This is a genomic window from Nocardioides houyundeii, assembly GCF_002865585.1.
Taxonomy (GTDB): domain Bacteria; phylum Actinomycetota; class Actinomycetes; order Propionibacteriales; family Nocardioidaceae; genus Nocardioides; species Nocardioides houyundeii.
In genome coordinates this window covers 3,785,657-3,798,358 of the sequence record NZ_CP025581.1, presented here as the reverse complement: position 1 = coordinate 3,798,358, position 12,702 = coordinate 3,785,657, and the positions used below count along the sequence as shown (strand labels likewise).

Annotated in this window: 11 protein-coding genes and 2 CRISPR repeat arrays; all 11 genes read left to right on the top strand. The window is 69.3% G+C overall.

Annotation, left to right across the window (positions count from 1 at the left end; translation table 11 throughout):
* Window positions 1-35 precede the first annotated feature (35 nt).
* Window positions 36-1,886, top strand: coding sequence for a CRISPR-associated helicase Cas3' (gene cas3, locus C0R66_RS18275; RefSeq protein ID WP_158648136.1), 1,851 nt, complete (start codon window positions 36-38; stop codon window positions 1,884-1,886).
* A gap of 95 nt (window positions 1,887-1,981) precedes the next feature.
* Window positions 1,982-3,586 carry a type I-E CRISPR-associated protein Cse1/CasA gene (locus tag C0R66_RS18270; RefSeq protein ID WP_158648135.1) on the top strand — a complete coding sequence of 535 codons (1,605 nt, stop codon included), beginning with the start codon at window positions 1,982-1,984 and terminating at the stop codon, window positions 3,584-3,586.
* Complete coding sequence (locus tag C0R66_RS18265) at window positions 3,583-4,209, top strand: type I-E CRISPR-associated protein Cse2/CasB (protein ID WP_101525910.1); 627 nt, start codon at window positions 3,583-3,585, stop codon at window positions 4,207-4,209. Before C0R66_RS18270 ends, C0R66_RS18265 begins: the two co-directional genes overlap by 4 nt.
* A 26-nt stretch (window positions 4,210-4,235) precedes the next feature.
* Window positions 4,236-4,370, top strand: a complete 135-nt coding sequence (locus C0R66_RS20040) for a hypothetical protein (RefSeq protein WP_277869190.1) — start codon at window positions 4,236-4,238, stop codon at window positions 4,368-4,370.
* Window positions 4,337-5,341: a type I-E CRISPR-associated protein Cas7/Cse4/CasC gene (locus C0R66_RS18260; RefSeq protein ID WP_241901686.1), complete on the top strand. Its 1,005-nt coding sequence runs from the start codon at window positions 4,337-4,339 to the stop codon at window positions 5,339-5,341. Before C0R66_RS20040 ends, C0R66_RS18260 begins: the two co-directional genes overlap by 34 nt.
* 5 nt (window positions 5,342-5,346) lie before the next feature.
* Window positions 5,347-6,072, top strand: coding sequence for a type I-E CRISPR-associated protein Cas5/CasD (locus tag C0R66_RS18255; RefSeq protein ID WP_101525908.1), 726 nt, complete (start codon window positions 5,347-5,349; stop codon window positions 6,070-6,072).
* Window positions 6,045-6,722: a type I-E CRISPR-associated protein Cas6/Cse3/CasE gene (locus tag C0R66_RS18250; protein WP_101525907.1), complete on the top strand. Its 678-nt coding sequence runs from the start codon at window positions 6,045-6,047 to the stop codon at window positions 6,720-6,722. Before C0R66_RS18255 ends, C0R66_RS18250 begins: the two co-directional genes overlap by 28 nt.
* A gap of 84 nt (window positions 6,723-6,806) precedes the next feature.
* Window positions 6,807-7,799 (top strand): type I-E CRISPR-associated endonuclease Cas1e, encoded by a 993-nt coding sequence (cas1e, locus tag C0R66_RS18245; protein WP_101525906.1) that lies wholly within the window; start codon window positions 6,807-6,809, stop codon window positions 7,797-7,799.
* Window positions 7,796-8,140 (top strand): type I-E CRISPR-associated endoribonuclease Cas2e, encoded by a 345-nt coding sequence (cas2e, locus tag C0R66_RS18240; protein WP_101525905.1) that lies wholly within the window; start codon window positions 7,796-7,798, stop codon window positions 8,138-8,140. The genes cas1e and cas2e overlap by 4 nt, the downstream gene beginning before the upstream one ends.
* Before the next feature lie 30 nt (window positions 8,141-8,170).
* Window positions 8,171-9,423: a CRISPR direct-repeat array (repeat unit 29 nt; unit sequence GTCCTCCCCGCTCACGCGGGGGTGCTTCC).
* Between the two features lie 91 nt (window positions 9,424-9,514).
* A CRISPR array of direct repeats spans window positions 9,515-10,580; the repeat unit is 29 nt; unit sequence GTCCTCCCCGCTCACGCGGGGGTGCTTCC.
* 62 nt (window positions 10,581-10,642) lie between these two features.
* Window positions 10,643-11,869 (top strand): IS21 family transposase, encoded by a 1,227-nt coding sequence (gene istA / locus C0R66_RS18235; RefSeq protein WP_114422859.1) that lies wholly within the window; start codon window positions 10,643-10,645, stop codon window positions 11,867-11,869.
* Window positions 11,869-12,669 (top strand): IS21-like element helper ATPase IstB, encoded by an 801-nt coding sequence (gene istB / locus C0R66_RS18230; RefSeq protein WP_101525904.1) that lies wholly within the window; start codon window positions 11,869-11,871, stop codon window positions 12,667-12,669. Before istA ends, istB begins: the two co-directional genes overlap by 1 nt.
* Window positions 12,670-12,702: the final 33 nt, after the last annotated feature.

Genomic DNA, 12,702 nt, shown 5'->3' with positions numbered 1-12,702 from the left:
TTCCCGACGGGGAGGGGAAGACGAAGGCCGCGCAGTTGCGCCACATCCAGCGCCCCGACGAGCACCTGCTGTTCGCGCTGCCGACCATGGCGACGACCGACGCGATGGCTGAGACGCTGCGCCGGGACTTCCACCCGACCGGGAACCTGGTCATCAAGTCGCACCAGCACGCATCCTTCTCGCAGCTCGACAGCGTGACCCCTGAGGACGCCCGGCTCTACGCCGACCACTGGTTCACGACCTCGGCCAGGCGTCTGGTGGCCCCGATCGCGGTCACCACCTGCGACCAGGTCCTCAGCGCGGCCCTCAACCAGAAGTCGACCCACTTGCGCCTGCTCGCGGTCGCCAACCACCACGTCGTCTTCGACGAGGTGCACACCTTCGACGCCTACCAGCGCGAGCTCCTCGTCGAGCTGCTCGCCTGGCTGGGAGCCACCAGGGCCCGGGTCACCCTTCTCTCAGCGAGCATCCCCCACCAGGACGCAGTCGACTACCGCAACGCCTACGTGCACGGGCTCACCCGGGACCGGAAGCGGAAGGTTGTGGTCCCGTACGAGTCCCGCTACCCCGGGCACTCGCTCATCGACGTGGCAGAGGACGGCGAGCTGCGCGACGAGGTCGAAGCAGATGTCCCTCTCTCGGCCCCGGTCGAGCCCGTCGGATTCGTCACCGTCACCTCGACCGAGGTGGCGAAGACGCGCGCCGGATGGGCTCTCCAGCAGATGGCCGAGCACCCCAAGTGCCACGTGGCGGTGGTGTGCAACCAGGTCGACCCGACCGTGGAGACCGCCCGGGCCATCGCCGCGTCCCTCCCCGACGGCAGAGAGCTGATCGTCCTGCACTCCCGCATGACCAGGTCGCAGAGGTCGAAGGTGGAGTCGCACCTGCGCAGCCGCCTGGGCCCGCCGCCCCGGCATCCGGGCGCGGACGCCTCGGACGAGGCGGTCGCCGCCTACGAATCGGAGCTAGCCGGCTACACCACTGCCCCGCCGGTGGTGGTCGTGGCGACCCAGATCATCGAGGCGTCCCTCGACCTGGACTTCGACATCATGGGGTCCGACCTAGCCCCGAGCCCCTCCCTGGTCCAGCGGGCCGGCCGATTGTGGCGGTTCCGGGACGAGGTCCATCGGGTGCGCCGGCACGGGGCCGCGGGCCCGTCGCGCACTATGACGGTCTTCGTGGCGACGAACAAGGATGGCTCGCTGTCGGCTCGCGGGATGTTCCCCTACTCGTCCGCGGAGCTCCGCAAGGTGCACGACCTGGTCACCAAACGCCCCCTGCTGAGGATCCCCGACGATGTGCAGTCGTTCGTCGACGACGGCCGGGTCACCATCGAGGACCTGAACGCCGACGTCGCATGGGCAGCCGAGGTCCAGAGGGATTTCGGGGCGAAGATGCAGATGGTCGCCAGCGCGAACGTCTCCAAGGCCAAGCTCCTGAAGGACGTGATCGCGTCGCCGACGCTTACCTACGGCGCCCTCATGTCGCTGACCCGTCTGCCGGACGACGAGGATGCGATGCGCACCCGCTACATCGACGTCCCGGGCTCCACGTTCATCGTCTTCGACTCCGGCAAGGACCCGTCCGAGTTCGTCACCGCAGGGCCGGTGCCCGCGAACATCATGCGGGCCGCCACCGGCAACCAGGTGCGGGCGTGGCAGCAGGCGACCCTTCCAGCGTCCGGACGTCACCGTGACGACCTCCTCGCGCTGCACGCCGCCACCCTCGCCAGCCTCGGAATCGAGGAGTGGAAGCCCAAGGCAGCGGTCCTGGAGCGGCAGCTTCCGGTCGACCTTGCCCTGCGGGACGTAGCCGCCCGGGCTCGCCAGGCCGATGGCGCCAAGGACCCAATGGGTGCCTTCGACGATCTTCTCGGATGGGCCTGAGCCATGCCCCGCTACCCGACGAGCCACAAGTGGCACAAGAGAGACACGGAGTGCGGTCGCCGACCGTGCCGGTGCACGACCGAAAGGCATGCTCTGTGAACCAGACCGCGGTGGAAGACGGCGTCTTCAATGCCCTCCATGACCCCTGGATCCCGGTCACGCTTCCCGGTGGCCGGCAGGCGATCGCCAGCCCCTGCGACATCCTCGTCGGGGCGGACGACTACGTCGGGCTCGGGTCCGGGATGTCCCCGCTGGAACGAGACGCCACGACCCGCCTCCTCATCAGCCTCACCGGACTGGCGCTGCGCCTCGGGGACGTTGAAGCCGGCGACTTGGCCGACATCCCAGCTGCGGGGGTCAAGACGCTCACGGACACCTTCTCCGACCACTTCTGGCTCCGCCACCACTCCCGCCCCTTCTGCCAGGAGTGGGAGCTGGCCCAGGACGACACCAACAAGGCGATCCGCAGTCTCGCCTTCCTGGACCCGCAGACCCCCGGCTCGTCTTCGAGCCAGTGGGGCACCACCGCCGGAAGCACCGAGAGCAAGGCCGCCTCGATCGCCGCCGACCCGGCACGGCTGACCAGGCTGGTCGTGACCACCTGGTGGCACACCAAGCACTCGAACGCCCGCGACGGATACGGCCGCAAGTTCGAGTACGGCGCCCCCGGAGACGTGGCGGTGCGGACGCTCGGCGCCTACATGACCCACCGCGACTCCCTGGCCAAGACCCTCATGGCCAACGTCCCTGAGCAGTGGCTGGATTCGGGCTCGCTTCCCGCCTACCTGGACCAGGACGGTGGGCCATCGGATGAGGAGCTGGCCCGAGAACCGCTCGACCTGTGGCGCACCACCTGCGCCCGCAACACGCCACTGCTGCACTGGGACGACACCCAGAACGTCCCGGTACCCACCGGTTACGTCCTGGGCCCATCAACCAAGCGGGTCCCGATGATCGCCCCCACCGAGGGGGAGTCGCTGAAGGCCATGCACTCTCAGGACCCGTCCCGCCTCTTCGTGGAGACGAAGCAGAAGGGCGGCACCGTTCTCGCCAAGCCGGTCTCGGCGCCCGACGTGCGCCTCTCCTCGACCGAGGGGTACATGCGCTGGTATCTCAACGACCTCGCCGGGTCGCTGAAGGTGTGGCGTGACAGGGTGCGGCCCTTCCTGCCAATCGACGACTCTGAGGCCTGGATGATCGGAGCCTTCGCCGAGATCTGCGACACGCAGGGCAACCGGAAGTGGCTCGACTACGCCTTCGTCCCCCGCCGCCGGCTCGAAGCCCCCGCCGTCATGGATGACGGACGACACGGCCCGGTCCGCCTCCTGGAGGTGGCCTCGGAGTTCCGCAAGGCGCTCAACGGGCCGTTGCGCATCGCGTCGGAGGGCCGCGGTCGCGCCGAGGGAGCTCCCGCCCTGCGGGCCCAGACGGAGCGAGCGCTGCTCGCGGCCCTAGAGGAGGACATCGCGTCCTCACTCGACGCCAGGGCCACCGACTCATTCGACGCCCAGGCGGTCGCCGGGCGGATGAGGAAGGCAGCTCTCGTCGTCTTCGACGCCGCGACGGAGCCGTTCGCCACGCCCATCGGCCTACCCAACGTCGTGACCGCCCGGAGCCGCTACCGCTTCGCGACCCAGAACGCACTCGCTCGCCTCTTCGAGGCCGAGTCCACGACCAAGACGAAGGAAGGTCGAGCATGATCGAGAACGAGCAGGACGCGGCGCCCGCAGTTGCCGGTCGCCCGGAGAGGAACCTGGCATACCGGGTCATCGGCACTCGCGACAGGGTGAGCGCCGCGGGAGGCGGCCGCGGGGTCCTCTCCGCCATCGCCTCCGGCATCCACCCAATGACCGAGGCCAGCGCCTTCCCCTACACCGAAGCCATCCTGTCCGGGCTGAGCCCTTCGCAACGCGTCGGCGCGCGCCGCGCGGCCGCCATGATCGCGGTCCACCGCGACGTCCGAGCGACGAGCGAGAGATCCACCCCCATCGGGACGACGCTGCGCAGCCTGCACGCCAAGGCTCACAGCTCCTGGCCCGGGGACGTCGACGGCAAGAGCGTCCCGAAGCGCACCGCGATGTCCATGTCGATCGACTCCCTACCGCTGCTCGACGTCGACAACGCCTCCCAAGTCATCAGCGGCCTGGTCGGAAGGTGCGCCCAGCACGGGATCCCGGTCGACTTCGCGTCCCTGGCCACCACCTTGACCTTCTGGGGTGACGGGCTCAGCTCCAAGTCGCGGTCGCACCGAGCCAAGGTCGTGCAGGACTTCTACGGCCTCAGTGACCGACGCGACCACACCACACCCGCCGCGGCCCAGTAACCACCACTCCGAGCGAAGGAACCTCCATGTCTCACAAGTTCATCACCGTCCACACGGTGACCGCGCTGCCCTTGCACAACATGAACCGCGACCAGTCGGGTCTGCCCAAGTCGCAGTTCGACGGGGGATCCAGCGCGGCCGGATCTCCGCTCAAGCGCTGAAGCGCGCGGCGCGCGTCGCGTTCCTCAGCGACGTCCCCGAGGCGTCGGTGCGCACCCGTGACGGTGTCGGAGTCGCGCTGAAGCACGCGGTCGAGTACGCCGCCACCAAGGGCCTCGACTTCGACGAGAAGGCGGGACGCGCGGCGATCAAGAAGGTCGTCGACGGGCTCGCCAAGGCCGCGAAGGACAAGGACGACGCCAACGCTGAGACCGAGGACAGCGACGTCCAGGGCGACAACATCCTCTTCTTCGCCACCTCCGAGCTCCAGACACTCGCGGTCGCAGCCGTCGAGGCTCAGGCCGACGGCGCGACGCTGTCGTCCACGGACTGCATCCAGGACGCCCGGTCGGCCAGCCTCGACGTCGCCGCCTTCGGCCGCATGTTCGCCGCCGCCCACGACCTGGGAACCCACGCGGCGGTGGCCGTCTCGCACTCTGCGACCACCCACCCCTTCGCGCTGACCGCCGACTACTTCTCAGCCGTCGACGACGCTCAGGACGGGCACGGCGGTGCCGGCCACATAGGCATGACGTACTACACCTCCGGCACCTACTACCGGACCTTCACCATCGACCTTGCGCAGCTGCGTCGGTCCTGGTCCCGGTTCGGTGCCGAGGGTTCCCGCGACGAGCTGTCCTGCCTGGTGCGGGCGCTGATCACGGCCCTTCCGTCGGGTCGGGTCTCCAACTCCAACCCGCACACCCTGCCCGCGGTCGTGCTCGTCGAGCAGCAGCGCAGCCGCTGCGCCTACGACTTCGACGAGCCGATCGAGGCCGACGGCCGCGGCTACAAGGCCCCCACGCTGGTCGCACTGGCCGCGAAGCGGCGCTCCGCGCTCCGCTTCGACCCCAACAACTTCGGTCCCGCCGTCGTGGCCGGGGAGGTCGGCGACCTCGACTTCGCTGCTGAGCAGGTGGAGACACTCGACGACATCGTGGCCACCATCGTCGACGCGGTCTACGGGGCCTGAGCTCGATGCCTTCGCTCCTGCTGAGGATGGCGGGCCCGGTGCAGTCGTACGCCGGGTACCGCCTCCTCCCCAACAACTACCCGGTCGCGACGGCGCCGATGCCCAGGAAGTCAGCGGTCGCCGGTCTCCTCGGGGCATTCGTGGGCCGCCGCGACCTCCATGAGCTCGTCACGGAGTTCGACCTGCATGTGCGCGTCGACCGGACGAACGCGGCCGCCGAAGACCTCCAGGTCCTCGTCCCGCTGCCGGACGCGGTGCACGCGGCAGTGGACAGGGCCGAGAAGTTCCGGACAGGCACAGCCCGGGCGCACGCCCACCACAGGGACCGCACCGGCGCTGTCGGGCCCAAGAACACACCGGGAACGGCCCTGGTGAACCGGGACTTCCTCCCGCACGCCGAGTTCATCTGCGCCATCACCGCGCAGGCCGAGCTCGTCGAGAGGTGGCTGGCAGGAGCGACCGACCCGGTCTACATGCCCTACCTCGGCCGGCGTGCGAACGCCCCTGCCTTCCCGTTCGTCCTCGGAGTCGGCCACGGGACACCGGTGCAGGTGCTGTCGGAGCTCCCACACGTCCCCCGGCGCGGCGAGAAGGAAGACGTCAGCCTGCGGCTGTACGAGGTGACCGGCGACCACGCCCGCCACGAGCACCGTCTGATCTCCCACGTCTCACCGACCCCGGCATCGCGAGAGGAGCAACTGTCATGGCTGTCACGACACCTGAGCAGGTAACGCCCGAGGTGGACCGGGAGAGCCCTGTCTACTGGACCACTTTCCCGGCGGGCTCCGTGCAGGCGGACTGGTCAGACCTCGCCGCCGCACACCGTGCTGTCATGCGGCTGTTCCCCACCACCCTCCCCGGGGCCCCGGTAGAACGTAGGGCCACCGCCGGCATCCTCTTCCGGGTCGACAACATCGGAGGGGTCCCCACGGTCCTCGTTCAGTCCTCCGTCCCGCCGGAGTCGGTGCCCATCGAGGGGCGGACCATGACCGTCACCGGCCGAGGGTGGGAGAACAGGAACGGGGACCTGATCGCGCTCCGAGTGGCAGTAAACCCGATTATCCGGGGCAAGTCCCAGGCGCTTCCCGGAGTCCCGAAGAAGGACGTCACGCGAGGCGTCGTGCCGGCCGAAGGGATCTCGGCATGGCTCTCAGCGAAGCTGGCCGGCGCAGTGACCGACCTGGAGGTCGTCAACCACTACCGCGATACCTACCGCTTCGGCCCGAAGGGCGCTAAGAGGTCTCTGGTCATCGACACCGTCGACGCGATCGCGACCGTTTCCGATGCACGGCTCCTCGACGCGGTGCGGCGAGAAGGGCTCGGCCGCAGCAAGGCCTACGGGTGCGGCCTGATCACCGCACGCCCGGCGATGAGGGACTGACATGGGTCGGCGCATAGCTCCGAAGCACGCCTCATCAGCGGATCAGTCGGAGCTCCTTCCCTGTCCGGACGGGGGCCCAACTCGATGACCACTCATCCCGCCCTGGCTCGGCCCAACGCCATGATTCTCACCCGTATCAGCGACCGCCTGAGCTACCTGTACCTCGATCGTTGCCGGATCGAGCGCGACGACAACGGGGTGCACGCCAAGATCGAGGCAGCGAACCCCGAGGACATGCCGGCCGGGGTGACCAGCAAGACGACCTACATCCCCATCTCCTCCCTGACCTCCATCATGCTGGGCCCGGGGACCTCGATCACCCAGCCGGCTGCGGCGGCGTGTGCTGCGGCCGGGACCGGGGTTTGCTTCGTGGGATCCGGCGTCGTGCGCTCGTACGGAGCCTTCCTGTCTCCCTACTCCCCGACGCGACTCCTGGAGGCTCAGGCGCGGATCTTCGCCGACGACGACAAGCGCACCGAGATCGCTCGAGAGGCACTCCTGATGCGATTCCCGGAGACCGGCCGGAACATGATCGCGACAGCCAGCATCGAGCAGCTGCGCGGGCTAGAAGGCGCACGGATGAAGGCCATCTACAAGTCCCTCGCCAGCAAGCATCGCCTAGCCGGGTGGCGCCGCAACACGGGAGCCCTGGGACCGCTCGACCCCGTCAACGAAGCCCTGAATTACGCCAACACCGCGCTCTACGGGCTGGTCAACGCAGTAGTCCAGTCGCTGGGCCTCTCACCCGGTCTGGGATTCGTACACGCCGGCAATCGGCAAGCGTTCGTGCTCGACATCGCTGACCTTTACAAGGGCCGTCACACCATCCCGCTCTGCTTCTCCCTGCATTCCAGCAAGGACCCGGGCGCGGAGGTGATGGCCGCGCTCCGCAAGGAGTTCAGGCTCCTGCGTCTGCTACCGCAGGTCGTCGACGACATCCATGCGCTCCTGGGCGTTGAGACCGAGGAAGACGACTGGTCCGTGGATGCGCTCAGCCTGTGGGCGGCAGACGGGAAGCTGGTTCGAGCGAACACCAACTACGGGCGTGGCCTGGACGCAAGCGACCTGATGCCGTGAGCTACGCAACGCTGATCTCTTCATCCTTGCCGGAGGGCATGCGGGGCGCGCTGAACAAGTGGTTCATCGAGGTCCTGCCCGGGGTGTACGTCGGCACCGTCAGCAAGAGGATCCGTGACGAAGTCTGGTCCGCTATCAGCGACTGGGTGCGGGACAGGGCAGACCCGGCCGTCTACGCAGCGATGATCGAATCAGCCGCCACCGAGCAAGGGTTCGAGATCAGAACCGTCGGAACCCACGCCTACGAGGTAGTACACCTTCACGGCCTCCAGCTAGTGTCCCGGCAGCACAAGGAGGCGTCAGCAGGCTTTCTACAGGACCTTCCCGACCCGACCTGGTGATGCCGAGACCATCATCGCAGGTCAGCAAGGGTCCTCCCCGCTCACGCGGGGGTGCTTCCGTCGAGCGGGCCTCTGCCGACGCCGGTGGCGCGTCCTCCCCGCTCACGCGGGGGTGCTTCCCAGTTGGGCGCAGTGGGGTCGGTGATGGTGCGGTCCTCCCCGCTCACGCGGGGGTGCTTCCTTCCACAGCCCTGCCTCGCCCCACGTCGGGCCGTCCTCCCCGCTCACGCGGGGGTGCTTCCGGGCCGGGTGATGGCGATGGAGCGGGCGAGGAGTCCTCCCCGCTCACGCGGGGGTGCTTCCGTCGGCCAGGTCGGTGAGGTAGCGGTTCGTCAGTCCTCCCCGCTCACGCGGGGGTGCTTCCTTCACGCGGTTGCAGATGCGGTGTGCGGCTTGGTCCTCCCCGCTCACGCGGGGGTGCTTCCCGGGGCGTGCTGGGCTGGAGGATGCTACGGCTGTCCTCCCCGCTCACGCGGGGGTGCTTCCTGCTCAGTCCACGTCGGCGCCGGAGAGATCACGTCCTCCCCGCTCACGCGGGGGTGCTTCTCGACTCGTGCGACTCTGCGACGGGATGGGCCGCATTGTCCTCCCCGCTCACGCGGGGGTGCTTCCGACCGCGGCATCATGCGCTGGGAGCCCGACACGTCCTCCCCGCTCACGCGGGGGTGCTTCCGGGAATCCACGGGGCGATGGCGAACCCGTCGAGTCCTCCCCGCTCACGCGGGGGTGCTTCCGGCGCATTCACCCGCTGACACACACTGAAAGGGTCCTCCCCGCTCACGCGGGGGTGCTTCCCATCGGGGAAGTGGTGCGGGCCGTCCATGTTCGTCCTCCCCGCTCACGCGGGGGTGCTTCCGTCTTCGAGCGCGGGACGTCTGGCAAGTGCGGGTCCTCCCCGCTCACGCGGGGGTGCTTCCGAAGCCATACGCGCCGCCGACCTCGTTCTGGTGTCCTCCCCGCTCACGCGGGGGTGCTTCCGCCGGAGGAGCCCACGGAGTTGTTGTATACGGGTCCTCCCCGCTCACGCGGGGGTGCTTCCGCGGAGGTGAGCGCCCAGCCGATGAGGACGCCGTCCTCCCCGCTCACGCGGGGGTGCTTCCGATCGCAGCGCGCAAGACGCGCGGCGGCTGGGGTCCTCCCCGCTCACGCGGGGGTGCTTCCGCGGCGGGGCGTGAGTGCGGGAACGCGGAGGGGTCCTCCCCGCTCACGCGGGGGTGCTTCCGTCGAGCCAGTCGACGGCCAGCACGTTGATCTGTCCTCCCCGCTCACGCGGGGGTGCTTCCGCTTTCCAGGCCGCGGCGGCGCCGGCGACCGCGTCCTCCCCGCTCACGCGGGGTGCTTCCGCCCCGAGGTAACCCACGGTCTCGGTGTACGCGTCCTCCCCGCTCACGCGGGGGTGCTTCCGAGATGGCTCCCGGGCTCCATGTCGTATTGAGTCCTCCCCGCTCACGCGGGGGTGCTTCCTGAGGGCCGAGGAAGCGCTTGGTGGTCGTGGGGTCCTCCCCGCTCACGCGGGGGTGCTTCCATGTTCGCCGCGATGCCGCCGATCACCTACGTGTCCTCCCCGCTCACGCGGGGGTGCTTCCGTGACTGCCAGCCCGGGCGGGGACTACCGCTCGTCCTCCCCGCTCACGCGGGGGTGCTTCCGGTGAATGCGGAAGGATCAGGCGTCTGCACAGGTCCTCCCCGCTCACGCGGGGGTGCTTCCCGGAGCGAGGCGCGTCGATGGAGCGGATCATCGTCCTCCCCGCTCACGCGGGGGTGCTTCCGAAGGCGGGTAAGAAGAAGTGAGCAAGCTGATGTCCTCCCCGCTCACGCGGGGGTGCTTCCGCCGAGAACAGGTTCCCGCTGGTGGCGCCCCGGTCCTCCCCGCTCACGCGGGGGTGCTTCTGAAGCCGCGAGAGACCACCGGCACGCGCGACCGTCCTCCCCGCTCACGCGGGGGTGCTTCCCGGCTGCTGTCGGAGGGCAAGCCGATCAAGGCGTCCTCCCCGCTCACGCGGGGGTGCTTCCTTCTCGCCGACCCGGATGTCAGGCGCGAGCTTGTCCTCCCCGCTCACGCGGGGGTGCTTCCTGGTCTTCGTTCATGGTGGGGCTCCTGTCGAGGTCCTCCCCGCTCACGCGGGGGTGCTTCCGATGGAGGCCGGGGGGAGCGGGTCGTTGCGCAGTCCTCCCCGCTCACGCGGGGGTGCTTCCGCCCGCACCTACATCACCGTGCAGGTGGACGGGTCCTCCCCGCTCACGCGGGGGTGCTTCCAAGCCCCGCACAACCTTGACCCGCACGACTCGGTCCTCCCCGCTCACGCGGGGGTGCTTCCCATCCCCCAGTGGAAGTCGTCGGATCCGTAGAGTCCTCCCCGCTCACGCGGGGGTGCTTCCTCGCCTACCTCTACGGCCCCGAGCAGCAGAAGGTCCTCCCCGCTCACGCGGGGGTGTCGACGACGCTCGAAAATGAGGCCATAGCGACGGGCGAAAACGAGGCCACCCCGACAGATTGGGTGGGTGATCTCAGTGGAGGATTGGGCTCTGATTCGGCGGCTGGTCGCGGACGGGGTTCCGCAGCGGCAGGTCGCGCGGGATTTGGGGGTCGGACGGTCGACGGTGGCGCGGGCGGTGGCCTCGGATCGGCCACCGAAGTACGAGCGGCCGGCGGTCCCGACGTCGTTCGATCCCTACGAGGCTCGGGTGCGTCAGCTGTTGAAGGACACCCCGGACATGCCGGCCACCGTGCTGGCCGAACGGGTGGGATGGACCGGGTCGATCACCTGGTTCCGTGACCACGTTCGGCGGCTTCGTCCCGAGCATCGGCCGGTCGACCCTGCGGACCGGTTGGTCTGGGCGGCCGGGGATGCGGCGCAGTGCGACTTGTGGTTCCCGCCGAGGAAGATCCCGCTCGAGGACGGCACGAAGGTGTTGTTGCCGGTGCTGGTGATCACCGCCGCGCACTCCCGGTTCGTCCTGGGTCGGATGATCCCTACCCGTCGGACCGAGGACCTGCTGACCGCGACCTGGGAACTGGTGCAGGAGTTGGGGCGGGTGCCGCGACGGTTGATCTGGGACAACGAGCCCGGCATCGGCCGCGGCAAGCGTCACGCCGAAGGGGTCGCGGCGTTCACCGGCACGCTGGCCACCAGCCTGCACCGGCTGCGGCCCCGGGATCCGGAGTCCAAGGGGATCGTGGAGCGACGCAACCAGTTCTTCGAGACCTCCTTCATGCCCGGTCGGACGTTCGCGTCGCCAGCGGACTTCAACACCCAGTTGGCTGAGTGGCTGACGATCGCGAACGCCCGGACGGTCCGCACGATCAAGGCCCGCCCGGTCGATCTGGTCGAGGTCGACAAGGCCGCGATGCTGCCCCTGCCGCCGGTGGCACCGGTGGTGGGCTGGACCAACCGGGTCCGGTTGGGACGCGACTACTACGTGCGCCTGGACTCATCGGACTACTCCGTCGACCCGGCACTGATCGGCCGGTTCGTCGACGTCACCGCTGACCTGCGCCAGGTCCAGGTCAGCCACGATGGGCGGGTCGTGGCACGGCACGACCGGGTCTGGGCACGCGGGCAGACGATCACCGACCCGGCCCATGTCGCGGCCGCAAAGGTCCTGCGCGAGCAGTACCTGACACCCGTCCCTGCCACCGCCGAACCAGACGACCCGCTGGTGCGGGACCTGGCCGACTACGACCGCGCCTTCGGACTCACCCACGGCAGCGATGAGGATGTGGCCTGATGGGCGCGGCGAAGAAGCCGGCCACTGGTGAGGCGCTCAAGCAGCTCACCTACCTGGCCAGTGCGTTGAAGGCGCCCCGGATCACCGAGTCCGCTGCCCGGTTGGCCGACCACGCCCGCGACTCCGGGTGGACCCATGAGGAGTACCTGGCCGCAGTCCTGGACCGCGAGGTCGCCGCCCGCAACGCATCCGGGGCCCAGCTGCGGATCCGTGCTGCCGGGTTCGGTGCCCGGAAGACGCTCGAGGAGTTCGACTGGGACGCCCAACCAGGAGTCCGGCAGCAGGTCGCCGCCCTGGCGTCCGGCGGGTTCCTGACCGAGGCCCGCAACATCGTGCTGCTCGGACCGCCCGGCACCGGAAAGACCCACCTAGCCACCGGCCTGGGCATCGCCGCCGCGCACCACGGCCACCGGGTCCTGTTCGCCACCGCCACCGAGTGGATCACCCGACTCACCGACGCCCACCGCGCCGGCCGGCTACCCCAAGAGCTCACCCGGCTACGCCGCTACGGGCTGATCATCGTCGACGAGGTCGGCTACCTGCCCTTCGAACAAGACGCCGCGAACCTGTTCTTCCAGCTCGTGTCCAGTCGCTACGAGCACGCCTCGCTGATCCTCACATCCAACCTGCCCTTCAGCGGCTGGGGCGGCGTCTTCGGCGACCAAGCCGTCGCCGCCGCGATGATCGACCGCGTCGTGCACCACGCCGACGTCCTGACCCTGAAGGGCGCCAGCTACCGACTACGCAACCGCGGCATCGACACCCTGCCCAGCATCAGAACCCAAGACACGGCAGACTAGAACCCACAACCGGTGGCCTCGTTTTCCACCGTC